General features: G+C 71.0%; 26 protein-coding genes. 13 read left to right on the top strand and 13 right to left on the bottom strand.

The window, feature by feature from the left end; translation table 11 throughout:
- Nucleotides 1–59: 59 nt before the first annotated feature.
- Nucleotides 60–878, top strand: coding sequence for a ferritin-like domain-containing protein (locus R3F55_02760; protein ID MEZ5666353.1), 819 nt, complete (start codon nucleotides 60–62; stop codon nucleotides 876–878).
- A gap of 15 nt (nucleotides 879–893) precedes the next feature.
- Here the strand turns inward: R3F55_02760 and R3F55_02755 are convergent, their stop codons facing one another.
- Nucleotides 894–2,108, bottom strand: coding sequence for an MFS transporter (locus R3F55_02755; GenBank protein ID MEZ5666352.1), 1,215 nt, complete (start codon nucleotides 2,106–2,108; stop codon nucleotides 894–896).
- Nucleotides 2,109–2,245: 137 nt separating this feature from the next.
- Between R3F55_02755 and R3F55_02750 the strand changes: the two genes are divergently transcribed.
- The 3 genes from R3F55_02750 to R3F55_02740 all read left to right on the top strand — a co-directional run bounded on the left by R3F55_02750 (nucleotide 2,246) and on the right by R3F55_02740 (nucleotide 4,451).
- Entirely contained in the window at nucleotides 2,246–3,073 is an 828-nt protein-coding gene (locus tag R3F55_02750; GenBank protein ID MEZ5666351.1) for an MBL fold metallo-hydrolase, read from the top strand.
- On the top strand, nucleotides 3,070–3,897 hold the full coding sequence (locus tag R3F55_02745) for a class I SAM-dependent methyltransferase (protein MEZ5666350.1): 828 nt from the start codon (nucleotides 3,070–3,072) through the stop codon (nucleotides 3,895–3,897). Before R3F55_02750 ends, R3F55_02745 begins: the two co-directional genes overlap by 4 nt.
- Before the next feature lie 104 nt (nucleotides 3,898–4,001).
- Complete coding sequence (locus R3F55_02740; protein MEZ5666349.1) at nucleotides 4,002–4,451, top strand: MarR family winged helix-turn-helix transcriptional regulator; 450 nt, start codon at nucleotides 4,002–4,004, stop codon at nucleotides 4,449–4,451.
- A 19-nt stretch (nucleotides 4,452–4,470) separates the two neighbouring features.
- On the opposite strand, the gene R3F55_02735 is transcribed toward R3F55_02740, so the two are convergent.
- From R3F55_02735 to R3F55_02725, 3 genes are all read right to left on the bottom strand, one after another.
- The gene (locus R3F55_02735) at nucleotides 4,471–5,334 is read right to left on the bottom strand and encodes a carbohydrate ABC transporter permease (protein MEZ5666348.1); all 864 of its coding nucleotides are present in this window, start codon (nucleotides 5,332–5,334) and stop codon (nucleotides 4,471–4,473) included.
- Nucleotides 5,331–6,212, bottom strand: a complete 882-nt coding sequence (locus R3F55_02730; GenBank protein MEZ5666347.1) for a sugar ABC transporter permease — start codon at nucleotides 6,210–6,212, stop codon at nucleotides 5,331–5,333. The genes R3F55_02735 and R3F55_02730 overlap by 4 nt, the downstream gene beginning before the upstream one ends.
- Nucleotides 6,213–6,309: 97 nt before the next feature.
- Nucleotides 6,310–7,599, bottom strand: coding sequence for an extracellular solute-binding protein (locus R3F55_02725; protein ID MEZ5666346.1), 1,290 nt, complete (start codon nucleotides 7,597–7,599; stop codon nucleotides 6,310–6,312).
- A 194-nt stretch (nucleotides 7,600–7,793) separates the two neighbouring features.
- Here R3F55_02725 and R3F55_02720 point away from each other — a divergent pair, with 194 nt between their 5' ends.
- Both R3F55_02720 and R3F55_02715 read left to right on the top strand, forming a co-directional pair.
- The gene (locus R3F55_02720; GenBank protein ID MEZ5666345.1) at nucleotides 7,794–8,513 is read left to right on the top strand and encodes an IclR family transcriptional regulator; all 720 of its coding nucleotides are present in this window, start codon (nucleotides 7,794–7,796) and stop codon (nucleotides 8,511–8,513) included.
- 29 nt (nucleotides 8,514–8,542) lie between these two features.
- Complete coding sequence (locus tag R3F55_02715) at nucleotides 8,543–9,493, top strand: Gfo/Idh/MocA family oxidoreductase (GenBank protein MEZ5666344.1); 951 nt, start codon at nucleotides 8,543–8,545, stop codon at nucleotides 9,491–9,493.
- A gap of 146 nt (nucleotides 9,494–9,639) precedes the next feature.
- On the opposite strand, the gene R3F55_02710 is transcribed toward R3F55_02715, so the two are convergent.
- The 5 genes from R3F55_02710 to rapZ form a co-directional block, all read right to left on the bottom strand.
- Nucleotides 9,640–12,105: a PAS-domain containing protein gene (locus R3F55_02710; GenBank protein MEZ5666343.1), complete on the bottom strand. Its 2,466-nt coding sequence runs from the start codon at nucleotides 12,103–12,105 to the stop codon at nucleotides 9,640–9,642.
- A gap of 146 nt (nucleotides 12,106–12,251) precedes the next feature.
- Nucleotides 12,252–13,544, bottom strand: a complete 1,293-nt coding sequence (gene ahcY / locus R3F55_02705; GenBank protein ID MEZ5666342.1) for an adenosylhomocysteinase — start codon at nucleotides 13,542–13,544, stop codon at nucleotides 12,252–12,254.
- An 86-nt stretch (nucleotides 13,545–13,630) separates the two neighbouring features.
- Nucleotides 13,631–13,915, bottom strand: coding sequence for an HPr family phosphocarrier protein (locus tag R3F55_02700; protein ID MEZ5666341.1), 285 nt, complete (start codon nucleotides 13,913–13,915; stop codon nucleotides 13,631–13,633).
- A complete protein-coding gene (locus R3F55_02695; GenBank protein ID MEZ5666340.1) occupies nucleotides 13,912–14,313 on the bottom strand; it encodes a PTS sugar transporter subunit IIA in 402 nt (133 codons plus the stop codon). Before R3F55_02695 ends, R3F55_02700 begins: the two co-directional genes overlap by 4 nt.
- A 64-nt stretch (nucleotides 14,314–14,377) precedes the next feature.
- Complete coding sequence (rapZ, locus tag R3F55_02690; GenBank protein MEZ5666339.1) at nucleotides 14,378–15,244, bottom strand: RNase adapter RapZ; 867 nt, start codon at nucleotides 15,242–15,244, stop codon at nucleotides 14,378–14,380.
- Nucleotides 15,245–15,412: 168 nt separating this feature from the next.
- On the opposite strand from rapZ, the gene R3F55_02685 reads away from it, so the two are divergent.
- From R3F55_02685 to R3F55_02675, 3 genes are read left to right on the top strand one after another with little or no spacing between them, the layout of a single operon-like run.
- On the top strand, nucleotides 15,413–15,712 hold the full coding sequence (locus R3F55_02685; protein ID MEZ5666338.1) for a hypothetical protein: 300 nt from the start codon (nucleotides 15,413–15,415) through the stop codon (nucleotides 15,710–15,712).
- A gap of 1 nt (nucleotide 15,713) precedes the next feature.
- On the top strand, nucleotides 15,714–17,381 hold the full coding sequence (locus R3F55_02680; GenBank protein MEZ5666337.1) for a DUF6605 domain-containing protein: 1,668 nt from the start codon (nucleotides 15,714–15,716) through the stop codon (nucleotides 17,379–17,381).
- Nucleotides 17,378–17,986, top strand: coding sequence for a DUF6605 domain-containing protein (locus tag R3F55_02675; GenBank protein ID MEZ5666336.1), 609 nt, complete (start codon nucleotides 17,378–17,380; stop codon nucleotides 17,984–17,986). Before R3F55_02680 ends, R3F55_02675 begins: the two co-directional genes overlap by 4 nt.
- A gap of 95 nt (nucleotides 17,987–18,081) precedes the next feature.
- Here the strand turns inward: R3F55_02675 and R3F55_02670 are convergent, their stop codons facing one another.
- A complete protein-coding gene (locus tag R3F55_02670) occupies nucleotides 18,082–18,477 on the bottom strand; it encodes a VOC family protein (GenBank protein ID MEZ5666335.1) in 396 nt (131 codons plus the stop codon).
- Between the two features lie 157 nt (nucleotides 18,478–18,634).
- Here R3F55_02670 and R3F55_02665 point away from each other — a divergent pair, with 157 nt between their 5' ends.
- From R3F55_02665 to R3F55_02650, 4 genes are all read left to right on the top strand, one after another.
- Nucleotides 18,635–19,075, top strand: a complete 441-nt coding sequence (locus R3F55_02665; protein MEZ5666334.1) for a cupin domain-containing protein — start codon at nucleotides 18,635–18,637, stop codon at nucleotides 19,073–19,075.
- Between the two features lie 213 nt (nucleotides 19,076–19,288).
- Nucleotides 19,289–20,116, top strand: coding sequence for a class II glutamine amidotransferase (locus tag R3F55_02660; protein ID MEZ5666333.1), 828 nt, complete (start codon nucleotides 19,289–19,291; stop codon nucleotides 20,114–20,116).
- A gap of 82 nt (nucleotides 20,117–20,198) precedes the next feature.
- Nucleotides 20,199–20,987, top strand: a complete 789-nt coding sequence (locus R3F55_02655) for an SDR family NAD(P)-dependent oxidoreductase (protein ID MEZ5666332.1) — start codon at nucleotides 20,199–20,201, stop codon at nucleotides 20,985–20,987.
- On the top strand, nucleotides 20,984–21,412 hold the full coding sequence (locus tag R3F55_02650) for a nuclear transport factor 2 family protein (protein MEZ5666331.1): 429 nt from the start codon (nucleotides 20,984–20,986) through the stop codon (nucleotides 21,410–21,412). The genes R3F55_02655 and R3F55_02650 overlap by 4 nt, the downstream gene beginning before the upstream one ends.
- Before the next feature lie 82 nt (nucleotides 21,413–21,494).
- On the opposite strand, the gene R3F55_02645 is transcribed toward R3F55_02650, so the two are convergent.
- The 3 genes from R3F55_02645 to R3F55_02635 all read right to left on the bottom strand — a co-directional run bounded on the left by R3F55_02645 (nucleotide 21,495) and on the right by R3F55_02635 (nucleotide 24,635).
- Nucleotides 21,495–22,565: a substrate-binding domain-containing protein gene (locus R3F55_02645; protein MEZ5666330.1), complete on the bottom strand. Its 1,071-nt coding sequence runs from the start codon at nucleotides 22,563–22,565 to the stop codon at nucleotides 21,495–21,497.
- 80 nt (nucleotides 22,566–22,645) lie between these two features.
- On the bottom strand, nucleotides 22,646–23,638 hold the full coding sequence (locus R3F55_02640; GenBank protein MEZ5666329.1) for an ABC transporter permease: 993 nt from the start codon (nucleotides 23,636–23,638) through the stop codon (nucleotides 22,646–22,648).
- Nucleotides 23,639–23,642: 4 nt separating this feature from the next.
- Nucleotides 23,643–24,635 (bottom strand): ABC transporter permease, encoded by a 993-nt coding sequence (locus tag R3F55_02635; GenBank protein MEZ5666328.1) that lies wholly within the window; start codon nucleotides 24,633–24,635, stop codon nucleotides 23,643–23,645.
- Between the last annotated feature and the right edge of the window lie 3 nt (nucleotides 24,636–24,638).

Raw genomic sequence — 24,638 nt, 5'->3', positions numbered from 1 at the left:
CGCCCCGTCGGCCCGCCATCCTGTGCCGATCGCACGGAGAGTCGGCGAGGGGAGGCCCCATGCGCGAGTTGTTCGCACGCGTCCAGCGCAGCCGCCGGCCTGCATCGGCCGTCCGGCCGGGCGGCGCGGCGGCTGATCGCGCGCTGGAGCCGGCACCCTTCGGCCCGGCCGGCCCCTGGGTCGCCCATTTCCGGACCAACCTGGCGGCGGCGCGGGCGATCCGCTGGGACGACGACTACCGGCTGACCGCGGCGGAACGGCGCGCGATCGGCCGGTCGGTGGCCAAGTTCCAGCTCGGCGCACGCTCCGACGGCCGCTTCCTGCAACGTCATGCCAGCCAGCACGCGGCGCGCGGCGGCGATCACAGCTTCGCCGAGGCGGTGCGCCTGTTCATCCGCGAGGAGCAGCGCCATGCCGCCGAGCTCGGCCGGTTCATGGCCGACCAGGGGCTGCCGGTGATGCGCCGGCACTGGTCCGACAGCATCTTCCGCTGGGCGCGCCGGCTGGGCGGGCTCGATCTCGCCGTCTCGGTGCTGCTGACGGCGGAAATCATCGCGCTGGTCTACTACCAGGCGCTGGCGCGGGCGACCGGCGCCCTTGTGCTGCGCTCGATCTGCGCCGAGATCCTGCGCGACGAGCGCACCCACATCGTGTTCCAGGCCGCCACGCTCGGCCGGGTGCGCCAGGGCCGCGGCGACCTGTCGGTGCACGGGCGGATCGCGGTGCAGCGCGGGTTCCTGCTGGCGGCGATCCTGCTGGTCTGGATCGACCACTGGCGCGTGTTCCGCGCCGGCCATTTCGGCTGGCGCCGCTACTGGCACGCCTGCTGGGGCGCGTTCGGCTCGGTCAGGCCGCTGATGGCGCCGCGGCGGCTGTGACCGCCGGCGCGTCGGTCAGGCGGGCCGGCGCATCAGGCGGTGCAGCGCGATGGCGCCGGCGACGGCGAGCCCGGTGCTGACCGCGAACATCGGCGAGGCGACGTTCCAGTCGCCGGTCAGCGCGAAGGCGGCCGACAGCAGCAGCGGCCCGGCCAGCACGCCGAGGTTGCGCCCGGTCATCAGCGCCGCGAAGGCACCGCTGGGCGGGTTGGCGCCGAACAGCAGCGACGGCATCGCGAACAGGCAGGTCGGCGAAACGCCGGCGCCGATGCCGAACACCACCAGCGACGCGATCCCGGTCCAGTCGGAGCCGGTGTAGGGCAGCGCCAGCCACACCGCCAGTTGCAGGGCCAGCGAGGCGGCAAGCAGCGGCGCGACCGGGACGCCGCGGCGCAGCAGCGCACCGCCGACCAGGTTGAACACCAGCACGGTCACCACCGGAATCGTGTAGGCCAGCGCCGCCCGGTCCGGCGTCAGCGCGAACACGCTGACCAGCACCTCCGGCAGCCAGGTCAGATAGGCGATCATCTGGATCGACCACAGGCAGAACAGCACCGCCACCAGCCACACCGTGCGCATCAGGTGCCGGTCGGCGGCGGCGGCGCCGGCGCCGCCCGGCGCGCGCGGCGCCGACAGGTCGACCAGCCCGGCGCGCATCAGCGCCCAGGTCAGCGCGGCGAAGGCCAGGCTGGCGCCGAGTCCGCCCCACCACAGCGCCTGCCAGTTCTCGTCGGCCAGCACCACGATGCCGAGCAGGTTGGCGAACAGCTGGCCGACCGGGATCCAGGTCGCGCCGATCGCCACCGCGATCATCCGATGCGAGGCGCTGGCATGGCGGGCGCACAGCAGCGGGCAGTTGATCGCCAGGATCGAGAAGCCGATCGCCTCGCAGCCGCGGCTGGCCAGGAACAAGGCGGGAATGTTCGGCGCGGCCAGCCCGAGCGCGTTGCCGGCGGCGAGGAACCCGAAACCGGCGAACAGGTAGGGCGCGATGCCGCGGTCGCGCTGCCACGCGCCGATCGCGCCCGACAGCAACAGCCCGACCACGGCATAGATCGACATGTAGGAGGCGCCGAAGGTCTCGTCGATGCCGTAGCTGCGCAGCAGGATCGGCAGCACCGGCGGCACCTTGAACTGGTGGTAGCCGGCGAGCGCGCCGACCATCAGGCCATAGCCGATACCGAGCCAGTTGCTGCGGTCGTCAGTTGACGCGGATGTGATCGCTGTCACAGGCTGGCCGCTACCGTTTATATATATGCCGTAGCCATGCTGCCGGAGTGTGCCAAAGTGGTCCGACCAACGGGCCGCGACACGCGGCGGCACTCAGGTTAAGCAACAGGGCAGGCAAAAGGGCTCGTCGTCGCTTCATGGCCGAGGATTTCAGCGTCAAGTTCTGGGGCGTCCGCGGCAGCATCGCGACACCGGGGCCGGCCTATCAGCGCTACGGCGGCAATACGTCGTGTATCGAAGTGCGCTGCGGCGATCAACTGGTCATTCTGGACGCGGGGACCGGCATCCGCCAGCTGGGCGCGGCGATGATGGAGCAGCCGCCGCGCTCGGCCGAAATCCTGATGACGCACACCCATTTCGACCACATCTCGGGCCTGCCGTTCTTCGCCCCGCTGTACCGCAAGGGGTTCAGCTTCCGCATCCGGGCGGGCCACCTGCTGCCCAGCTCCAACATCCGCAAGGTGCTGTGCGAGCTGATGATGGCACCGCTGTTCCCGATCCCGCCCAGCGTGTTCGCCGCCGACGTGACCTATCAGGACTTCACCTGCGGCGACACGCTGACGCTGTCGCCGCGCGTGCAGGCCCGCACCGGCCGGCTGAACCACCCCAACGGCGCCACCGGGTATCGCATCGAATTCGATGGCCGCGCGGTGTGTTATGTCACCGACACCGAGCATGTGCCCGGCCAGCGCGACCAGGCGATCGTCCGCCTGATCGAGGGGGCGGACATGCTGATCTACGACAGCACCTACGACGATGCGGAATATCCCCGCTTTGCCGGCTGGGGCCATTCGACCTGGCAGGAAGCGGTCCGCATCGCCGAGGCGGCCGGCGTGCGCACCTGCGTGATCTTCCACCACGACCCGTCCCACGACGACGACGACATGGACCGGATCGCCGCCCGGGCCGAAGAGATGCGGCCGGGCACGGTCGTCGCCCGCGAGGGCATGGTGCTGCAGGCGTGAGCCGGCCCGACCGGCCGGGCGAGACCGAGCGGCCCGGTTTCTTCATCCCCTACCGCTATCGGGCCGATGTCGACGACCGCCGCGGCAACGCCGCCGCAACGCGGCTGTTCGCGGAGCACGAGGCCGGCTTCGCCGGCGCGCTCGCCCTGATCGACGCCTATGCCGAGGCGCTGGCGCGCATTCCGGCGGACCCGTCGGAGCATGGCGCGCCGCGCTGGCGGCAGGACTGGTTCCCGGCGCTGGATGCCGCCATCGCCTATGCCCTGGTTCGCAACCGCGAGCCGACCCGCATCGTCGAGGTCGGCGCCGGCCATTCCACGCGGTTCCTCGCGCGCGCCGTCGCGGACGGCGGGCTCGCCACCGAACTGACCGCGATCGACCCGGCGCCGCGGGCCGGCCTGGCCGGACTGCCGGTCGCGTGGATCGCGGCGGTGGTCCAGCAGGCCGGCGATGCGCCGTTCCGCGCCCTGCAGCCCGGCGACATGGTCAGCATCGATTCCAGCCACATCCTGATGCCCGGCACCGACGTCGACCTGCTGCTCGGCGACGTGCTGCCGGCGCTGCCGGCCGGCGTGCTGGTGCACATCCACGACATCATGCTGCCCGACCCCTATCCGGCGGACTGGGCCTGGCGCGGCTACAACGAGCAGCAGGCGGTCGCCGCCATGCTCGGCGCCGGCGGTTGGCGGCCGCTGTTCGCCAGCCGTTACGTGGCGACCCGGATGCCGGACGCGCTCGCCGCCTCCGTCGCCGGCCGGCTGCCCGGCAACCCGCAGGCGTCGGCCGGCAGCCTGTGGCTGGAGAAGACCGGCCGGGCGATCTGACGCCCTTTCCCCGACCGATCCGTCCGCGGCCTGTCCGACATTTCACATTTCTTTTATGCGCAACCGGATTGACAGGAAAGGTTGGTATCAACACGGTTAACGCCGTGACCAGCCAGACCACCCTGACCGACGAGATCGGACGCATGGTCCGCGAAAGCTGCATGTGCCTGCACCTGCAGCGGACGGCGCGCACCGTCGGGCGGCGCTACGACGCCGCGCTGCGGCCGCTGGGGCTGAGCAACGGCCAGTTCTCGCTGATGGTGGCGCTGGTGCGCCCGGTGCCGCTGACGGTGGGCGCGCTCGCCGCCGAGCTGGGCATGGACCGCACCACGCTGACCGCCAACCTGAAGCCGCTGCGCGCCCGCGGGCTGGTGCTCGTCGCCATCGACCGGGCCGACCGCCGCAACCGTGCGGTCTCGCTGACCGCGGCCGGCCGCGCGCTGCTGGAGCAGGCCCTGCCGGTCTGGTACCGGGTGCAGGCGGAGGTGATCGCCCAGCCCAACCCGATGCCGGCGGCGAACCTGCGCAGGGCGCTGCGCGCGCTGGCGCCATAGGCGCCGGTGCGGTGCCGCCCTATCCTTTCAGCGCACCCATGGTCATGCCGCGGATGAAATAGCGCTGGAAGAACAGGAAGATCGCCAGCGTCGGCAGGCTGGCGATCAGCGACAGGGCGCCCTGCACGCCCCAGGCGACGCTGTATTGCCCGCGAAGCGCGACCAGCCCGACCATGATGGTGCGGTTGCCGTCGGTCTGGGTGAAGATCAGCGGCCACAGATAGTCGTTCCAGATCCAGGTGAACTGCAGCGTGCCGAGCACCGCCAGCGCCGGCAGGCTGACCGGCAGCATCACCCGCGCCAGCACCTGCGGCTCGCTGGCGCCGTCGATCACCGCGGCCTCGCGCAGCGAGTCCGGCACGGTGGCGAAGAAGTTGCGCATCAGCAGCGTGCAGATCGGGATGCCCATGGCGGTGTGCACGATGATCAGCGGCCACAGGCTGTCGATCAGGCCGAGCGCGTTGAACAGCCGGAACAGCGGGATCAGCACGATCTGCGGCGGGAAGAACATCCCGGCGACCACGGCGATGAACAGGGCGTTCGAGCCGGGGAAACGCAGCTTGGCGAAGACATAGCCGGCCAGCACGCCCAGCGCGATCGAACCGGCGCTGGCGGGCACGGCGACGCACAGCGTATTCCACAGGTAGGTGTAGATCTGCGGGTTGCCGAGGATCTCGCCGAAGTTGCCGAGCCACAGCGCCGACGGCAGCGTCCACAGTTCGCCGGCGCTGATTTCCGCCGTGCTCTTCACCGAGCTGAGCAGCACGCCCAGCGTCGGCAGCAGGTACAGCAGCGCCAGCACGCCGATGCAGACGTGCAGCGCCAGCCGGCCGGGCGAGAGCGGGGGCGCGGGCGGACGGGCCGGAGCGGCGGCGGCGCTCATCCGAACAGGGCGTCCAGCCTGCGCAGGGTGCGGAAATACAGCGCGATGATGACCAGCGTCATCAGGAACAGCACCACCGCGATCGCGCTGCCATAGCCCATCGCGTATTTCTTGAAGCTCTCGGTGTACATGAACACCGCCAGCGTCTCGGAGGAGTGGAACGGCCCGCCCTCGGTCATGATCCAGACGATGTCGAACCCCTTCAGCGCGTTGATCACCGACAGCGCCACCGCGACGATGGTGGCCGGGCGCAGCATCGGCAGGGTGACGTAGCGGATGCGCTGGCCGCGGCTGGCGCCGTCGATGGCGGCCGCCTCGGTGAGCTCCGCCGGGATCGCGGTCAGGCCGGACAGGAAGATCACCATCGCCAGCCCGGTCTGCTGCCATGACCAGGCCGCGATCACCGAGGCGAGGCTGGTGTCCGGGTCGGCGAGCCAGGCGGTGCGCAGGCCGTCGAGCCCGACGCCGTCGAGCGCGGTGTTGAGCAGGCCCCAGCCCGGTTCGAAGATCCAGATCCAGACCTGGCCGACGACCACCGCCGACAGGCAGATCGGCAGGTAGAACAGCGACTTGTAGATGCGCGCGCCGCGCAGGCCGCCGTCGAGCAGCAGCGCCAGCGCCAGCCCGCCGCCGGTCGGCAGCACGATCGCCGCCGCGATCCAGATCGCGGTGCGCAGGATCGCGCCGTAGAACAGCGGGTCGGTGAAGACCCGGCCGAAGTTGTCGAACCAGACGAGCTTGTAGTCCGGGTTGAAGCCGTTCCAGTTGGTGATGCTGTGGAAGAAGCTGTCGGCCAGCGGCCAGATCACGATGGCGCCGTAGACGCCGAGCGGCAGCGCCAGGAACACGCAACGCCAGAAGACCAGCTGGCCCTTCACCGGCCGCGCCCCGTCATCCCGCGGCCGCGCTCCGGTCGTGCAGGACGGGCATGCCCGGCACCGGGCCGGGCATGCCGTGCGCGGGCCAACCCCGCAACTACTGCGCCTGCGCGAACGCGTCCTTCGCGGCGGCGTCGGCCTGGGCCAGGATGTCCTGATAGCCGGACGGGTCGTCCATGAACTGGGCGAACATGTTCAGGCCGACCTCGGCCACCGGCGGCGTGGTCGCCAGGTCGTAGTTGAAGGCGAACACCTCGGCCGCGTTCACCGTCTCCAGCGCGCGGGTCATCACGCTGGTGTAGATCGACGGGTCGACGTTGACGTTGGGCGACAGCGCCCCCTGGGCCTGCGCCCAGATCGCCTGGGATTCCACGTCGGTCAGCATGAACGCGGCCAGCTTCTCCGCATTGGCCCTGTTCTGGGCGTTGGCCGAGATCAGCAGGCCGTCGACCGGACCGACCACCGCGTTGGCGACGCCGGCGTCGATCGCCGGGAACGGGAAGAAGTCGTAGTCGGTGCCGGGCTCCATGCCGTTGCCGTTCCAGTAGCCGGTGATCCAGGTGCCCATCAGCGTCATCGCCGCCTCGCCGCGGCTGACCTTGTCGGCCGCGTCGGTCCAGTCGTCGGCGTTGGCGAACTCGGTGAAATAGCCGGCGTCGACCAGCTGCTTCCACAGTTCCATGGCGCGCTGCACCTCGGGGTCGGTGTAGGCCGCGGTGCCGGCCATCAGCGCGGCGCGATAGTCCGGCCCGGCGGTACGCAGCAGCAGGTAGTCGAACCAGAACTGTGCCGGCCAGCGGTACTTCGAGCCGAGCGCGATCGGCGTCACGCCGGCCTGCTTCAGCGTCTCGCACATCGCCAGGAAGCCGTCCCAGTCGGTCGGGAAGCTGGTGATGCCGTGCTCGGCCAGCAGCTTGGCGTTATAGAACATGCCGGCATAGTGATAGCCGAACGGGATCAGGTAGCGCTGGCCGTTGTAGACCGTCGCTCCCGCCGCCAGCGAGGCCGGCACAACCTGGTCGAGGCCGGCCGACGCCCACAGGTCGTCGATCGTGCCGATCTGGCCGGAATCGACCACGAACTGGGTGCGGGCGCCGGCCCAGTAGGAGAACATGTCGGGCAGGCTGCCGCCCGCCGCCATCACCAGGATCGCGGTCTTGAAGTCCTCGTGCCCGATCGGGTTGTCGAAGATGGTGACCGCGTTCTGATCCTGGAACCGGCCGAAGATCTTGTTCAGGCCCTCGCGCCCCAGGTCGCCGGTGAAATAGTGCATGATGGTGACCAGGCCCTGGCCGTCCTGGGCCAGGGCCGGTGCCGCCCCGCCCGCCGTTCCGGCGGCGATGGTGGCGGATGCGGCGAGCGCGCCGAGCTTGCGCATGAACGACATGGTGGTTCCTCCCCTGGCAGGACGCGCGTTGTCGGCCGGCGTCCGGTTCCTCAGTCCCGCGATTGCAATCCGAAATTGCCAATACGTCAACTATCAAGTCGACAACGGGCGCATCGGCCCGCCAAATCGCTTGACGGCCGGAAACAGTTGCGAATGATGCAACAAATGATCGCCGATCGTTCCGCCGCTCCATCATGAGGTCGCTGTCCCGCGGGCTGGCCGCGCTCGACGCCCTGCTCGTCGGCGAGCGGCCGCTCGGCACGACCGAGCTCGCCGCGCGCATCGGCGTCGACAAGAGCGTTGCCTCGCGCATCCTGCGCAGCCTTGCCGATTCCGGCTTCGCCGAGCGCGGCAGCGACCGCCGCTATGCGCCCGGTCCGAAGCTGGCGCATACGCGCGGCGGCACCGGCGGCTTCCCGCCCGACCTGCGCGAGCGCTGCCGGCCGCTGCTGCAGCGCCTGGTCGGCGACACCGGCGAATGCGCCCACCTGGCCGTGCTGGTCGGTGGACTGGCCTTCTATCTCGACAAGGCGGAAAGCCCGGCGCCGCTGCGCGTCGACCATCCGGTCGGGCTGCTGGCGCCGTTGCATTGCACCGCGCTCGGCAAGGTGCTGCTGGCCTTCGCCGATGCGCCGGCGCCGCGCCGTCTCGAGCGCCATACCGCGACCACGATCACCGAAGACGGCGCGCTGCAGGCGGAACTGGCGCGGACCGCCGCGCGCGGCTTCGCCGTCGACAATGAGGAATTCTCGGCCGGCATCCGCTGCGTCGCGGCGCCGGTACGCGACGAGGACGGCCGCGCGGTCGCCGCGGTCGGCGTCTCCGGCCCGACCGGGCGCTTCGGCCTTGACCGGGTCGACGCCGTCGGTGCCGGCATCGTCGCCGCCATCGCCGCCTGGGCGGATGCCGCCTGAAGCAAGATCAAGGGGGAGGAACGCTGCACATGAACAAGGTCCGCGTGGGTTTCATCGGCGCCGGCCGCATCTCCGGCCTGCACGCCGCCGAATATCTCGCCAACCCGCGGGCGGAGATCGTCGCGGTCTGCGACGCCGACCGCGGCATCGCCCGCCGCCAGGCCGCGCTGTGGGGCGTGCCGGACAGCCGCGTGTTCGACAGCTGGGACGCGCTGCTCGCGGTCGACGAGGTCGACGCGGTGGAGATCCTGCTGCCGCACCACCTGCACATGCCGGCGACCCTGGCCGCGCTGGCCGCCGGCAAGCACACCTCGGTGCAGAAGCCGATGGCCCACAGCGTCGCCGACGCCGACGCGATGTGCGCCGCCGCCGACCGCGCCGGGGTCGCCTTCAAGGTGTTCGAGAATTTCGTGTTCTACCCGCCGGTGATGAAGGCCAAGGCGCTGATCGACGACGGTGCGATCGGCAAGCCGCTGTCGATCCGGATCAAGAGCAACCCCGGCATCGGCCGCAACGCGTGGACCGTGCCGGCCTCCGCCTCGGCCTGGCGCTTCGCCAGGGAGACCTGCGGCGGCGGCCCGCTGGTGTTCGACGACGGCCACCATAAGTTCGCGCTGGGCTGGCACTTCATGGGCCAGGCCGAGGCGGTGCACGCCTGGATCGGCACCACCGAAGTGGAGAGGGGCCTGCTCGACGCGCCGGCGATGATCTCCTGGCGGTTCTCGGAGGGGCGGTTCGGCAACCTTGAGGCGGTCTATTCGCCGCGGCTGGAGATCGACACCGCCACCTACCCGCAGGACGACAGGGTGGAGATCACCGGCGAGGAAGGGGTGATCTGGATCACCCGCGGCCACGGCAAGATCGGCGACCAGCCGCCGGTGATCCTGTATCGCCGCGGCGAGACCACCGGCTTTTCCGACCTGGAAAGCCACTGGGATCGAGCTTCGTCCACTCCACCCGGCACTGGATCGGGGCGCTGACCGAGGGCGGCGCGCCGTCGCTGACCGGGGTCGAGGGCCGCGAGGTGCTGCGCTTCGCGCTGGCGGCGCTGCGATCGGCCGAGCTCGGCCGAGCCGTCACCCTGGACGAGACCGCGCCGCCGCCGGCCTGAGCGGGCGCGCCGGCCTCAGGCCATCGGCGAGCCGCGCGGCCGGGCGGCGGGCCCGGGCGGCGGCGGTGTCGGCTGGGCGGCGGCTGCGCCCGCCGGCAGGGCGCAGCTGAACACCACGCCGCCGCCGGGGTTGTCGTCGACCGCGATGCTGCCGCCGTGCAGCTCGACCACGCTCTTGACCAGGGTCAGGCCCAGGCCGGGGCCGGCGCTGCGGCTGCCCGACTTGACCCGCGTGAAGCTCTCGAACACGCGCTCGCGGTTCTGCTCCTCGATGCCCATGCCGGTGTCGGCCACCGACAGCACCACGAAGCCGTCGCGCCGCCGCGCGCCCAGCGTGATCCGCCCGCCGCTGGGCGTGAACTTGATCGCGTTGGAGACCAGGTTGAACAGCACCTGCTTGATGCGGCCCTCGTCGGCCAGGATCGAGCCGACGTTGCGCGGGCAGTCGAGCTCGATCTCCAGCCCCTGCTTGCGGGCCCATTCGCGGGTGACCGCGGCGACGCCGTCGAGCAGCGCCGGCACCGCCACCTTCTCGCGCTCCAGCTCGACCCGGCCGGCCTCGATCGAGGCGAGGTCGAGGATGTCGTCGATCAGCGTCAGCAGCCGGTGCGACGCGTCCAGGATGTCGCGGGTGTACTCGAGCTGGCGCTCGTTCAGCGTGCCGAAGTAGCAGTTGTCGAGGATCTCGGAGAAGCCGATGATCGCGTTCAGCGGCGTGCGCAGCTCGTAGGACACCGTGGCGAGGAACTCCGATTTCAGCCGGTCGGCCGCCTCCAGCGCCTGGGCCCGCTCCTCCAGCGCGCGGGCCGCGCGCACGCTGTCGGTCACGTCGACATAGCTCAGCATGATGTTGCCGTCGGGCAGCGGCACGGTGGCATAGTCGAGCAGGATGCCGTCGCTGCGCTCGACCGTGCCGGATGCCGCGCGCCGCTGCATGACCTGGTCGATGATCTCGTCGGCCGGGCTGCCGGCGTCGTTGGCGGCGCGTGCGCCGTCCAGCAGCGGGCGGCACAGCTTGACGATGTCGCGCACATGCGGCTGGTCGGCCAAGAGCTCGCGGTTCAGCTTCCACTGGTCGGCGAAGGCCGGGTTGGACAGCTTCAGCCGGCCGTCGCTGCCGTACACCGCGATGCCTTCGTGCATGCTGGCCAGCGTCTCGCGGTGCACCGCGACCGAGGTGTTGAAGTTGCGCTCCAGCGCCAGCCGGTCGGTGACGTCCTCGTAGCTGAAGATCAGCCCGCCGAACGGGTGCGGCGAGACCACGCGGCGGAAGGTGGTGCCGTCGGGCAGGTGCTGCAGGTCCTCCTGCGGCGCCAGCAGCGTGGTGAACAGGCGCATCTGCTCACGCTTGAACGCCGGGAAGTCGGCATATTCCGGCACCTTGCGCTTCTCGCGCAGCACCTCCAGCACCTCGCCCAGCGACGGGCCCTGGTCGAGCCATTCCGGGTCCATGTCCCACAGTTCGGCATAGGTGCGGTTGTGGAAGGTGAGGTGGCCGTCGGCCGCGAACATCACGATCGGCACCGCCAGGTTCTGCAGCACCGCCTCGTGCGCCTGGTGGTGGCGGCGCAGCTCCTCGCGCACCTCGTTGATGTCGGTGCGGTCGATGGCGATCCCCGCGACATGGCCGTCGGCGAGCGGATGCTCGATGAAGCGCACGAAGCGGCGCTCGCCGCCCATCACCACGTAATGCTCCGCCGCCTGGGTCGAGGTCGCCTTCTTGGCGGCACGCGCAAGCTCGCGGCCGTCGTCGCCGAGCAGGCCGGCGCCGAGCTCGCGGCCGTCGCGCACCGCGCTGGCGGCGTCGCGCTGGTCGACCGCACGGGCGTAGGCCGGGTTGACGTAGCTGAGCCGGAGGTCGGGCGCGCGCACCCAGGCCGGGAAGGCCAGGCTGTCGAGCAGGCCGACCACGGCGCGGTGGGCGAGGCCCAGCTGTTCGATCTCGCGCTGCTGCTTGCGCGTGCGCTGCGCCAGCTCGGAGATGTCGACGAACCAGACGGCGTCGAGCGATTCGCCGGCGGGGTCGCCGGTCGGCCGGATGCGGCGGCCGACCGCCAGGAAGTCGCGCTGGTCGGCGCGCCCGCTGAGCCGGAGGTCGAACCCGCGGCCGCTCTCGCGCAGGCGCAGCGCCGCATCGTTCAGCCGCACCGCGTCGGTCTCGGTGAACGCCGCCATGATGTCGGCCAGGCTGGGCTGCGCGCCGGTGGCCGCCGGGCGCAGCGCGGCCAGCGGCGAGGCCTCGCCGCAGAAGAATCGGATGTCGCGGCCGGTCCAGGTGACCATGGCGCCCGGGTTCTCGCGCAGCAGGGTCGCGGCGAGGCCGAGATCCATCCCGCCGGCAGCGGCCGCGCGCGGCCGCCGCAGCAGCCGCGCCAGGATGGCGATCCCGGCCAGGATGGCGACGATGGCGGCGCCGACCAGCGCGCTGACCGGATCGAGCGCCGGCGCCGCCGCGACCTGGGCATGGGCAAGCGACGGCAAGCCGGCGCCGGCCGCCCCGGCCGCCCAAGCGGCGCATCGAGGATGTGCCCGGCCCGCGGTCACGATGCGGCCAGTCTATGCGCCGGGCCGCGCGACCGACAACAAGTCTGGCCGCGCGCGTCCGCGGCCGGCGCCGGCCGGCGCGCTCAGTAGCGGTAGTGCTCGGGCTTGTACGGTCCGGCCTTCGATACGCCGATATACTCGGCCTGCTCCTTGCTGAGCTCGGTCAGATGCGCGCCGATCTTCTTCAGGTGCAGGCGCGCCACCTTCTCGTCCAGCTTCTTCGGCAGGACATAGACCTTGTTCTCGTAGTTGGCGTGGTTCTTCCACAGCTCGATCTGAGCCAGCGTCTGGTTGGTGAACGACGCGCTCATCACGAAGCTGGGATGGCCGGTGGCGTTGCCCAGGTTCACCAGGCGCCCCTCCGACAGCAGGATGATCCGCTTGCCGTCGGGGAACTCGATTTCGTCGACCTGCGGCTTGACCGGGTGCCACTTGTAGTTGCGCAGCGCATCGACCTGGATCTCGGTGTCGAAGTGGCCGATGTTGCAGACGATGGCGCGGTCGTGCATCTGGCGCATGTGGTCGATGGTCAGGATGTCGACGTTGCCGGTGGCGGTGACGAAGATGTCGCCCTGCGGCGCCGCCTCGTCCATCGTCACCACCTGATAGCCCTCCATCGCCGCCTGCAGCGCGCAGATCGGGTCGATCTCGGTGATCATCACCCGGCAGCCGGCGTTGCGCAGCGAGGCGGCAGAGCCCTTGCCGACGTCGCCGAAGCCGGCGACCACCGCCACCTTGCCCGCCATCATCACGTCGGTGGCGCGGCGGATGCCGTCGACCAGGCTCTCGCGGCAGCCATAGAGATTGTCGAACTTCGACTTGGTGACGCTGTCGTTGACGTTGATCGCCGGCACCTTCAGCGAGCCGTCGCGCTCCATCTCGTAGAGCCGGTGCACGCCGGTCGTGGTCTCCTCGCTGAGCCCGCGGACGTCCTTCATCAGCTCCGGATATTTCTCGTGCATCACCTGGGTCAGGTCGCCGCCGTCGTCCAGGATCATGTTCGGCCGCCAGCCGTCGGGGCCGAAGATGGTCTGGTCGATCGCCCACCAGAACTCCTCGTCGTTCATGCCCTTCCAGGCGAACACCGGAATGCCGCGCTCGGCGATGGCGGCGGCGGCGTGGTCCTGGGTCGAGAAGATGTTGCACGACGACCAGCGCACCTCGGCGCCCAGCTCGATCAGCGTCTCGATCAGCACGGCAGTCTGGATGGTCATGTGCAGGCAGCCGGCGATGCGCGCGCCGGCCAGCGGCTTCGACGCGCCATATTCCTCGCGCGTCGCCATCAGGCCCGGCATCTCGGTCTCGGCGATGGCGATCTCCTTCCGGCCCCAGTCGGCCAGCGACATGTTGGCGACCTTGTAGTCCTGCGCGGTCATCGGGTTCGGCTCCTGTTTTTCCGGGGTGCGGCGCGCCTTCTAGCAGATTGCCGTGCGCGCCCTCAACCTGCAGTCGGTGGGTGGGGTCAGTCGGACTCGTAGAATCCGGCCGCGATCAGGCCCGCCAGCGCATCGATCGCGGTTTCGGCGTCATGGCCGGTGGCGCGCAGCACGACCGTGCTGTGCTGGGAAGCGGCCAGCATCATCAGGCTGAGGATGTCGTGGCCGCTGGCGATCATCTCGTTGCGCGAAATCTCGATCCTTGCATCGAACGTGTCGGCCAGCGAAACCAGCTTCGCGGCCGCCCGCAGGTGAAGTCCCTTCTGGTTGACGATGGCCACCTCGCGGGCGGCCGACGGCTCGTCGCTCACGCACTCTCCAGCAGCCGTGATGCCACGTTGATGTACTTGCGGCCGGCCTCCTGCGCCTGCTCCACCGCATCGGCCATCTTGGCGCCGGCGCGCACGCTGGCCAGCTTGATCAGCATCGGCAGGTTGACGCCGGCGATCACTTCGATCTCGCCCGGCTTCATGGCGGAGATGGCCAGGTTCGACGGCGTGCCGCCGAACATGTCGGTCAGCAGGATCACGCCGGCGCCGGCGTTGACCTCGCCGACCCGGTCGACGATGTCCTGCCGGCGCTGCTCCATGTCGTCATAGGGGCCGATGCACACGGTGGCAACCTGCGCCTGCTTGCCGACCACGTGCTCGAGCGCGGCCACGAACTCATCGGCCAGGCGCCCGTGCGTCACCAGTACCAGTCCAATCATGGCCGCATGGTTTGGGCCGGAACGGCCGCCATGTCAACGGACGACGGCTGGACCGCCCGGCGGCCTAGCCGGCGGCGAGGTCGCGGTGGGTCAGCGCGACCGGCCAATCGGCGGCGCGCAGGGCGTCGGCCAGCAGGCCGGCGACATAGACCGAGCGATGGCGCCCGCCGGTACAGCCGATGCAGATGGTCAGGTAGCTCTTGCCTTCCTCGCGGTAGCGCGGCAGCAGCGGCAGCAGCAGCCCGGTCAGCCGCTCGAAGAAGCCGGCGAAGGCCGGGTCGGCCGCCACATAGGCGCCGACGTCGGCGTCCTGGCCGGTCTTCGGCCGCAGCACCGGGTCGTAGTGCGGGTTGCGAAGGAAGCGCACGTCGAACACCAGGTCCGCCTCGCGCGGCACCCCCTGCTTGAACGAGAAGGACTGCACGGTCAGCGTCAGCCCGGTCACGTCCGGCGCCAGCGCGTCGAGCAGCCGCTTGCGCAGCTCGGCCGGCCGCTGCTGGCCGGTGTCGATCACCAGGTCGGCCAGGTCGCGCAGCGGGGCGAGCAGCCGGCGCTCGACGGCGATGCCGTCGGCCGCCGGCCGGTCGTGGGCCAGCGGATGGCGCCGCCGCGTCTCGGTGAAGCGGCGGATCAGCACCTCGTCCTCGCAGTCGAGGAACAGCAGCTGCAGGTCGAGCCCGGGGTTGGCGCGCAACCGCTCGCAGATCGCCGCGATCCGCTCCGGCTCGAAGCCGCGGCTGCGCACGTCGACGCCGATCGCCAGCAGGCCCGGCGCGTCGGGCCCCGGCTCGGCGACCCGCTCGACCAGGTTCAGCGGCAGGTTGTCGACCGCCTCGAAGCCGGCGTCCTCCAGCACCGCCAGCGCGGTCGAGCGGCCGGCGCCGGACATGCCGGTGACCAGCACCAGGCGGGTGCGTGCGCCTGCGCTCATCGACGGCAAAACGGATCGGGACCGGCCATGGGCGGCGAGGGTGGAACGCGGCGGCCGGCGCTGTCAATCGCGGGCCGATGACAATCGCGCGCGCCGCGCCGCCCCCGGTTTGCGCGCCGCCGGCCATGGTGTAGCGTTCGTCCAGACGTCTCGGGGAGGAGGCCGTTCATGCCCTACAAGATCACCCAGTGGGACCGGCAATGGGTCGACGAGATGCGGCAGAATCCGATGGGGCCGCACAGTCCGAACCTGCAGCGGGTGCTGAACACCCTGCGCGCCGGCCCGGCCAAGGGCCGCCACGTGCTGGTGACCCGCAAGCCGTTCGCCGAATGGGTGCTGGCGGTCCACCAGGGCTATGGCAAGCCGTTCCGGATCCTCGAGGACCAGGTGTTCACCGACCGCGCCGCGGCCGAGTGGCACGTGTTCAAGCTGCGCTGGAAGGCGCACACCGGCGAGGACCTGAACTGAGATGCAGAAGATCCTGGGCTATGCCGACCGCCTGAGCGTCGCGCCGGGCGAGACCGTCCGCTTCATGGTCAGCACCGAGCGGCCGGGCCCCTACACCGCCCGGCTGGTGCGGGTGATCAACGGCGACGCCAACCCCGCCGGACCGGGGGTGAAGCTGGAGCACCGCCCGTCGGCGGTGGACGGCACCTATCGCGGCCGGCCGCAGGCGATCGCCGCCGGCTCGTGCATGCGGGTGCCGCACCACCCGCGCCAGACCCCGACGCGCGGGCTGACCGTCGCCGCCATGCTGTGGCCGACGCTGCCGGTGATCGACGGCGAGCCGCGCCGCCAGGCGGTGATCGGCCAGTGGTCCGAGGCGGAGCGCAAGGGCTGGCTGCTTGAGGTCGACGAGGCCGGCCGGCTGCGCTTCAAGGTCGGCGACGGCACGGCGGTACACAGCGTGACCGCGCCGGCCGCGCTGACCGTCCGCCGCTGGGTGCTGGCCGCCGGCATCCACGACCCGGCGACCGGCCGCCTGACCGTGGTGCAGCGGCCGCTGGACCCCTATCTCGCCGCCCTCGGCGCCGACACCGCTGACGGCGCCGGCGCGGCGGCACCGGCGGCCGTCGACCTGCTGATCGCGGCCAGGCCCGAGGGCACCGGCACGGCCGACCACTACGACGGCAAGATCGATTCGCCGGTGCTGCTCGACACCGCGCTGGCGGCGGACGCGCTCGACGGCCTGTTCGGCCGGCCGCCGGCGCCGCAGGTGGCCGGCCACATCGTCGCGCGCTGGGACTTCTCGATCGACATCCCCGGCCTGGTCGGCCACGACACCGGCCCGCACCAGATGCACGGCACCCTGCACAACCTGCCGGCCCGCGCGATGAAGGGCTGGAACTGGACCGGCGCCTGCCATGACTGGACCCGGCAGCCCGAGCATTACGGCGCGATCCACTTCCACGCCGACGACCTCTACGATGCCGGCTGGGCGGCCGACTTCGAATGGACGGTGCCGGCCGACTGGCCCAGCGGCGCCTATGCCTGCCACCTCGCCGTCGGCGACGCCGAGGACGGCAGCGAGGAGGATATCGTGCCGCTGTTCGTCTACACCGCGCGCACGCCGCTGCCGGCCGGCAGGACCCGGCCCAAGGTCGCCTTCCTCGCCCCGACCGCCGCCTACATGGCCTATGCCAACGACCACAACCACCTGCTCGACGGCGCGGCGGAGATGGTGGTCAACCGGCTGCTGGTGATGCAGGCCTCCGACCTCTACATCCAGCAGCATCCGGAATACGGCCTGTCGCTCTACGACTCCCACCGCGACGGCAGCGGGGTGTGCTACTCGTCGCGGCTGCGGCCGGTGCTGAACATGCGGCCGCGCTATGCCGGCTGGCTCGGCGCCTACGGCTCGGGCCTGTGGCAGTACAACGCCGACACCCACCTGTTGGACTGGCTGGAGCACGAGGGCGTCGCCTTCGACGTGGTCACCGACGAGGACCTGCACCGCGACGGCGTCGCCGCGCTGGCGCCCTACCGGGTGGTGCTCAGCGGCACCCATCCCGAATACCACTCGACCCGGATGTGGGACGCGATGATGGCCTGGCAGGCGCGCGGCGGCCGGCTGATGTATCTCGGCGCCAACGGCTGGTACTGGCGCATCGCCTTCCACCGCGACCTGCCCGGGTGATCGAGGTGCGCCGGGCCGAGGACGGCATCCGCTGCTGGGCGGCCGCGCCCGGCGAGTACCACCACAGCTTCACCGGCGAATATGGCGGGCTGTGGCGCCGGCAGGACCTGCCGCCGAACGTGGTCACCGGCGTCGGCTTCACCGCCCAGGGCTTCGACTGGTGCAGCTACTACCGCCGCACCGCGGCCTCGCACGACCCGCGCGCCGCCTTCATCTTCGCCGGCATCGCCGACGAGACCATCGGCGACTTCGGCCTGATCGGCGGCGGCGCCGCCGGGCTGGAACTCGACCGCGCCGACATGAGCCTGGGCACCCCGCCGCACGCGCTGGTGCTGGCCTCGTCGGAGGGCCATTCCGACATCTACCTGGTGGTGACCGAGGAGGTGCTGGTGACCACCCCCGACATCACCGGCAGCCAGTCGCCGCTGTGCCGCGCCGACCTGACCTTCTACGAGACCCCGTCCGGCGGCGCGGTGTTCTCCACCGGCTCGATCGCCTGGTGCGGCAGCCTCAGCCACAACGGCTACGACAACAACGTCAGCCGCCTGACCGGCAATGTGCTGCGCCGGTTCATGGACGACGCGCCGTTCGCGATGCCCGGTTGACCCGCACCGCCCCGTAGCCCGGATGGAGCATCGCGCAATCCGGGACGCCGACGCCGCGGCAGGACCGCCCCGGCGTGCGCTCCGCTCCATCCGGACTACGCGGGCTGGTGGAACTCGATCACGTTGGCGTCGGGGTCGCGGACGAAGATCAGGGTGGCGCCGTTGTTCACCACCACCGGGCCGCCGCTGAGCGGGATGCCGAGTTCGACCAGCCGCGCCTGCACCGCGGCGATGTCGGTCACCTCCAGCGCCATGTGGGTGTAGCCCGGGTGCTTCACCGGCACGTCCATCAGCACGTTGGCGGCGGCCTCGGGTGCCGCGTTGAGGATGAAGTTGAGGTTCACCCCCGACGGGTGCTCCATGATCGCCACCGGCTCCGGCCCGACCGGCCCGACCAGGAACGCGAAGCCGAGCTTCTCGTAAAAGGCGCGGGTGGCGGCGAGGTCGCGCACCCGGATGCCGACGTGGTTGATCCGCGTGATCTGGTCCATGGGCCCGTCCCTTCGGCTGCCGCGGCACCCTGCCGCCCGGTCCATGTTGCCCCGCGGCCCGGCACGGTCAAGCCGCCGCGCCCCCAGGCGCACCCTTCGTTGCGTCCAATCCGCCCCGTCCGGCCGTATCTCCGTCACCAACCAGATGGAGACCGCCATGGGCAGCAAGCCCCTGTTTCTCGGGCCCGACGAGGGCCGTTGGCTCCAGGTGCTGGCCGACCGCGTCCGCGTGCTGGCCGCCGGCGCCGAGACCGGCGGGCGCTACGAAATGTTCGAGCTCTCGGGAACGCAGGGCAGCGGGCCGCCGCGCCACGCCCACCCGTGGGACGAGGCCTATTACGTCGTCGACGGCGCGGTGGAGATCGATGCCGGGCGGGCGTGGAGCGGCGTGGCCGGCCCCGGCGCCTTCGTGCTGGTGCCCGGCGAGGCGGCGCACAGCTTCCGCATCGCCAGCCCGACCGCGCGCTTCCTGGTCCTGACCGCGGCGGCCGGGGCCGGCGCCTTCTTCGAGGCCATGGACCGCGAGATCGGCTTCCCGCCGCCGTCGGCGGACGCGGTGGTCGGCGTGGCCACCCGGCACGGACTGCGCCCGGCCTAGCGGGCATGGCCGGCGCAGCCGGGCAGGGGCGTCGCCCCGCCCGGACGCGGCGGCGCGAGGTCGGGGCCGGCGCGGGGGCCGGCCCTATGGTCGTGCCTCGCGCCGCCGCGCTGTTCGCATCTGGCATTCCGCCCTCTGCTTGCCAATATCTCGGCGCAAGCGTTTGTTAGGCGCTGGTGTGGCCCGATGAGTCGGGGCGCTGGAGTTCGTGCCATGTGCGAGTTGTTCGCGATGTCCAGCCGGCAGCCGTCGGCGGTGACCTATTCGCTGCGCGAGTTCGCGGCCAACGGCAGCGGGCTGCGTTCCAACCGGTCCGGCTGGGGCATCGCCTATGCCCACGACCGCGACGCCTTCACCATCAAGGAGCCGCTGTCGGCCGCCGGCAGCCCCTGGGTCGACTTCGTCGCCGAGAACAGCGTGAAGTCGAAATGCGTGATCGCCCATGTGCGCCACGCCACCCGCGGCAGCCACACGCTGGAGAACACCCATCCGTTCCGCCGGGTGCTGGGCCGCCAGGTGCAGCTGTTCGCCCACAACGGCACGCTGGAGGGGATCGAGCGGGCCTGCGACGCCGACGCGCTGGTCTACACGCCGGTGGGCGAGACCGATTCCGAGCTTGCCTTCTGCCTGCTGCTCGACCGCCTGCGCCCGCTGTGGCGCGAGAACGGCGGCGCCGCGCCGCCGCTGGCGGTGCGCATGGAGATGTTCGTCGCCTTCTGCCGCGAGATGGGCCGGCTCGGCTCGGCCAACTTCCTCTATTTCGACGGCGACGCCCTGTTCGCCCACGCCCACCGCCGGGTGCACGAGGTGGCCGGCCAGGTGACGCCGCCGGAGCCGCCGGGCCTCAGGCTGAAGGACTGGTCGCGCGACCAGGTCGACCGCGACTACACCGCGCCCGGCCTCACCGTCGACGTGCACGACCGCCAGACCGTGATGCTGGCCAGCGTGCCGCTGGACGAGGACGGCTGGGAATCGCTGCCCGAAGGCACCGCGCTCGCCATCCGCGACGGCACCGAGCTGGAGCGCTGCACCACGCTGTAGGCCGTCGCGGCAATCCGGTCGGCACCGTGCGTCGTAGAAGAGTCGGACGCACTCCCACCGCAACCGGACGGCCACCCGCGACGTGACAGACGACGACTCAGCCGCCGCGCCCGGCGTGGCCTGGATCACCGGCGCCAGTTCCGGCATCGGCGCGGCCCTGGCCCGGCGCATGGCCCGGGCCGGCTGGCGCATCGCCGCCTCCGCCCGCGGCGCCGGCGATCTCGAACGCCTCGCCGCCGCGGCGCCGGGCCCGGGCAGCGTGCATGCCTATCCGCTGGACATCACCGCGCCCGACGCGGTCGCCGACGCCGTCGCCGCCATCGCGCGCGACCTCGGGCCGATCCGGCAGGCGGTGCTCAACGCCGGCAGCCACCGGCCGGTCGACCTGCGCGCGCCCGACGCCGCCGACTTCCGCGCGCTCGCCGAGCTCAACCTGATCGGCACGGTCAACTGCCTGCAGGCGGTGGTGCCGCCGATGGTGGCGCGCGGCGACGGGCGGATCGCGGTCGTCGCGTCGCTGGCCGGCTATCGCGGCCTGCCCACCGCCGGCGCCTACGGCATGACCAAGGCGGGACTGATCAACCTGGCCGAGGCGATGCGGGTCGAGCTCGGCCGCTGCGGCATCGTCGTGCAGCTGGTCAACCCCGGCTTCGTCCGCACGCCGCTGACCGACCGCAACGCTTTCCCGATGCCGTTCCTGATGGAGCCCGATGCCGCCGCCGACGCCTTCTACCGCGGCCTGCGCCGCGACCGGTTCGAGATCGCCTTCCCCTGGCGCTTCGCCGCGCTGATGAAGCTGCTGCGGCTGCTGCCGGCGCCGCTGGCCTTTGCCGCGACGCGGCGCATGCTGCCGCGGGAGGATCGCCGATGAGCGCGGACATCGACGCCGCGGCTGCGGCCTACGCCGCATTTTTCGAGACGCTGAGCGCCGACGGCCTCGACCGGCTGGACGCGCTGTGCGCGCCCGACGTGTTCTTCCGCGACCCGTTCAACGAGGTCGTCGGCGTCGCCGCCTTCCGCGCCGTGCTGGCCAAGATGTTCCGCGACGTCGCCGCGCCGCGCTTCGCGGTCACCGACCGGGCCCGGTCGGGGCGGACGGTCTATCTGCGCTGGACCTTCGCCTTCGGGCGCGGCCGCCGCAGCCACCGGATCGAGGGGATGAGCGAGGTGCATTTCGACGCGGCCGGCCGCGTCGAGAAGCACATCGACCATTGGGACGGCAGCGAGGTCTATCGCCTGGTGCCGCTGCTCGGCGCCGCGATCCGGCTGGTGCGACGGCGGATTGCGGCGGGCTGACGCCGCCGCAAAGTCGACGTCGAAACGGCAAGGGGGCGGACCCGGGCCCGCCCCCAAGCGCAACGACCGGTCCGCGACCGGATCAGAAGTCGAACTGGTCGATGTTGTCGATGCCGAAGACGAACGGCGCGCCGAGCAGGATCTCGCTGCCGTTGATCACCTGCAGCGTGCCCAGACGGCCGGCGTCGACCGAGGTGTCGCCGGGCTTGAGCAGGCCGTCGACCACGGCGCGCATCACATAGACCGCGGCATAGCCGAGGTCGACCGGGTTCCACAGCACCACCGACTTGACGCAACCGGAGGCGACATAGGGCTTCATCGCGTTCGGCGTTGCCAGCCCGACCACCGCGACCTCGCCGCACACGCCGGCCTGGGTCACCGCCTCGGCCGAGGCCGGGGTCGCCACCGACGTCATGCCGATCAGGCCGTCGAGATCCTCGCCGTACTTGTTGATCAGGGTGTTGGCCTGGTTGAACGACAGGATGTTGTCTTCCTGCGCCTCGACCGTCTCCAGCCACTCCAGGTTCGGATAGCAGTCCTGCGAATAGGCCCACATCTCGGCGATCCAGCGCGCCTGGTTCGGCGTGGTGAAGGTCGAGGTGACGATGGCGAAGCTGCCGTCCTCGCCGATCTCGGCGACGATCGCGTCCATCAGCGACTTGCCGACGCCGTTGAACTCGGCCTGGTTGACGAACCACTCGCGCGCATCGGGCGTCGAGTTGGCGTCATAGCCGACCACGTGCACGCCGCTTTCCAGCGCCTTCTGCAGCACCGGCGCGATCGCGACCGGGTCGTTGGCGGCGAACAGCACGCCGTTCACGCCCTGGGTGATGTAGTTGTCGATGAAGGTGATCTGGTCGTCGATGTTCGCCTCGGTCGGGCCGTCGGTCGTCACCTCGACATTGCCGAGCTCGGCCGCCGCCTGCTGCATGCCGGTGGTCGTCGCGGCAAAATAGCCGATGCCGATCAGCTTCGGCACGTCGATCAGCGTGATCGTCTGGCCGGACAGGTCCGGCGCGCCGGTGGGCTGGCCGCCGTCATAGTCCTTCGCCGCGACCGTGCCGGGCGTGCCGTCGCAGGCCAGCGGGTTGACGTCGAGGTCGTCCGCGCCGTCCCAGCGATCCTGCGCCGACGCCGCCGTCGTGAGCAGCATCGCACCGAATGCAATCGTCAAAGCCTTGTACACCGAGTTCCTCCCGTGTTGGTCAACGGCATCTGTGCGTGCCGTTCGCTTCAATGGTCGGCGCCGCGGCGCCGCTGCAGTAGATTCGAGATCAGGATAGACAGGATCAGGACACTCCCGATCACCACGATGGTGGCGTCACCCTTCACGCCCGTCAACGCCAGTCCGTTCTTCAGCAGCTGGATCAGCAGAAAGCCGATCGCCGTGCCGACGATGGTGCCGACGCCGCCGAAGATGCTGGTGCCGCCCAGCACGACCGCTGCGATGACATCGAGCTCCAGCCCGGTGCCCATGTCGGAGCGCGTGGTGGTGACCCGCGACACGAAGATCACCGCCGACAGGCCCGCCATCGCGCCGGCCGCCGTGTAGATCGCCAGCTTGATCCGGTCGACCGCGATGCCGGAAAAGCGGGCGGCGGTCTCGTTGTGGCCGATGGCGTAGAGCGACCGGCCGAAGGCGGTGCGCGCCAGCACCACCCAGGCCAGGATCGTCGCCACCAGCAGCAGCCAGAGCTGGGTCGGCACCCCGGCCACCTCGCCCTGGCCGAGCACGTAGAACCATTCGGGATAGCCGCGCACCGACCGGGCCTCGCTGATGCCCTCCGCCAGGCCGCGATACAGCGCCAGCGTCGCCAGCGTCATGATCAGCGGCGGCACGCGCACGCGGGTGATGAACCAACCGTTGACCAGCCCGCCGAGCGCGCCGGTGGCCAGGGCCGCCACGATCGCCAGCTCCAGCGGCAGCCCGACGTTCTTCCACACCACGCCGAGCACGATCGCGCACAGGCCCAGGGTCGAGCCGACCGACAGATCGATACCGCCGGTGATGATGATGAACGTCATCGGCAGCGCGACCAGCGCGACCTCGGCCATCAGGCGGCCCTGGTTGAGCAGGTTGTCCGCCGTGAAGAACTTGTCGGTCAACGTGGCCAGCACGGCCAGCGACAGCACCAGGATGACGAACAGCACCGATTCGTGGCGCAGCAGCAGGCGGCGCAGGCCGCGCCGGGCCATGGCGTCTTCGGCTGAGACGGTGTCGGTCATGGCCCTACATCATCGCGCGCTGGCGCCGGCGCCGCTCGAGGTCGGCCAGCACGGTGATGAGGATCAGCACGCCCTGGACAGCGCGCAGCCAGTAGGCGGACAAGTCGAGGAAGATCAGCGCCGAGCCGATCGCCGCCAGCAGGATCGCGGCCAGCGTCGAGCCGATCACCGTGCCGGTACCGCCCAGGATGCTGACGCCGCCGACCACGGCGGCGGTGATGATCAGCAGCTCGAGGTTGGGCGGCACCGTCGACTGGATGACCGAGAGCTGGGTCGCGAACAGGATCGCCGCGATGCCGACGAAGACGCCGTGAATCGCGAACACCGCGAGGATGGTGGCCTCGCGCGATATCCCGGCGAGGCGGGCGGCTTCGGGATTGCCGCCGACGGCATAGATCGCGCGGCCCAGGCGGCTGTAGCGCATCCACAGGGCGGCCAGCAGCGTGAGGACCACCATGAAATAGACCGGCAGCGGAATGCCGGCGAGCCGCATCTGCGCCAGCCCGTATCCCTCGGGCAGGTCCGAGATCCACGCCCCGTCGGTCACGCTGATCAGCCCGCCCTTGAGGATGGAGAGCAGGCCCAGCGAGACCACGATCGCCGGAATGCGCAGATAGGCGACCAGCACGCCGATCGACACCGTCACCGCCACGCTGATCACCACCGGCAGGGTCCAGGCCAGGAACAGGCCGTAGCCCTCGACGGCAAGGGTCCCGCTGATCGTCGCCAGCACGCCGATCAGCGAGCCGACCGAGATATCGATGTTGCCGGAGATGATCACCATCGACATGCCGATCGCCGCGACCGCGATATAGGCGTTGCCGAGGAAGATGCTGGACAGGTTGCGGTCGGCGACATAGCGCTCGTTGTAGCTGCCGACCACGGTGAACAGCACCAGCAGGGCCAGGAACAGCACCGCCTCCTGGGTGCCGAACAGGCGCCGGGCGGCTGCCACGATCGCGCCGCGCGAGGCGGCCTGTCCGCGTGCTTCGGCCATGCC

This window comes from Alphaproteobacteria bacterium (genome assembly GCA_041396705.1).
Taxonomy (GTDB): domain Bacteria; phylum Pseudomonadota; class Alphaproteobacteria; order CALKHQ01; family CALKHQ01; genus CALKHQ01.
The sequence above is the reverse complement of the archived record's forward strand: the minus strand, read 5'-3'. Positions and strand labels throughout refer to the sequence as shown.

Bases quoted from the DNA above. Each gene is read 5' to 3' on its own strand.
- R3F55_02760 (MEZ5666353.1), top strand. From the start codon at position 60: ATGCGCGAGTTGTTCGCACGCGTCCAGCGCAGCCGCCGGCCTGCATCG.
- R3F55_02750 (MEZ5666351.1), top strand. From the start codon at position 2,246: ATGGCCGAGGATTTCAGCGTCAAGTTCTGGGGCGTCCGCGGCAGCATC.
- R3F55_02735 (MEZ5666348.1), bottom strand. From the start codon at position 5,334: ATGAGCGCCGCCGCCGCTCCGGCCCGTCCGCCCGCGCCCCCGCTCTCG.
- R3F55_02725 (MEZ5666346.1), bottom strand. From the start codon at position 7,599: ATGTCGTTCATGCGCAAGCTCGGCGCGCTCGCCGCATCCGCCACCATC.
- R3F55_02720 (MEZ5666345.1), top strand. From the start codon at position 7,794: ATGAGGTCGCTGTCCCGCGGGCTGGCCGCGCTCGACGCCCTGCTCGTC.
- R3F55_02715 (MEZ5666344.1), top strand. From the start codon at position 8,543: ATGAACAAGGTCCGCGTGGGTTTCATCGGCGCCGGCCGCATCTCCGGC.
- ahcY (MEZ5666342.1), bottom strand. From the start codon at position 13,544: ATGACCGCGCAGGACTACAAGGTCGCCAACATGTCGCTGGCCGACTGG.
- R3F55_02695 (MEZ5666340.1), bottom strand. From the start codon at position 14,313: ATGATTGGACTGGTACTGGTGACGCACGGGCGCCTGGCCGATGAGTTC.
- rapZ (MEZ5666339.1), bottom strand. From the start codon at position 15,244: ATGAGCGCAGGCGCACGCACCCGCCTGGTGCTGGTCACCGGCATGTCC.
- R3F55_02685 (MEZ5666338.1), top strand. From the start codon at position 15,413: ATGCCCTACAAGATCACCCAGTGGGACCGGCAATGGGTCGACGAGATG.
- R3F55_02680 (MEZ5666337.1), top strand. From the start codon at position 15,714: ATGCAGAAGATCCTGGGCTATGCCGACCGCCTGAGCGTCGCGCCGGGC.
- R3F55_02670 (MEZ5666335.1), bottom strand. From the start codon at position 18,477: ATGGACCAGATCACGCGGATCAACCACGTCGGCATCCGGGTGCGCGAC.
- R3F55_02665 (MEZ5666334.1), top strand. From the start codon at position 18,635: ATGGGCAGCAAGCCCCTGTTTCTCGGGCCCGACGAGGGCCGTTGGCTC.
- R3F55_02660 (MEZ5666333.1), top strand. From the start codon at position 19,289: ATGTGCGAGTTGTTCGCGATGTCCAGCCGGCAGCCGTCGGCGGTGACC.
- R3F55_02650 (MEZ5666331.1), top strand. From the start codon at position 20,984: ATGAGCGCGGACATCGACGCCGCGGCTGCGGCCTACGCCGCATTTTTC.
- R3F55_02645 (MEZ5666330.1), bottom strand. From the start codon at position 22,565: ATGCTGCTCACGACGGCGGCGTCGGCGCAGGATCGCTGGGACGGCGCG.
- R3F55_02640 (MEZ5666329.1), bottom strand. From the start codon at position 23,638: ATGACCGACACCGTCTCAGCCGAAGACGCCATGGCCCGGCGCGGCCTG.
- R3F55_02635 (MEZ5666328.1), bottom strand. From the start codon at position 24,635: ATGGCCGAAGCACGCGGACAGGCCGCCTCGCGCGGCGCGATCGTGGCA.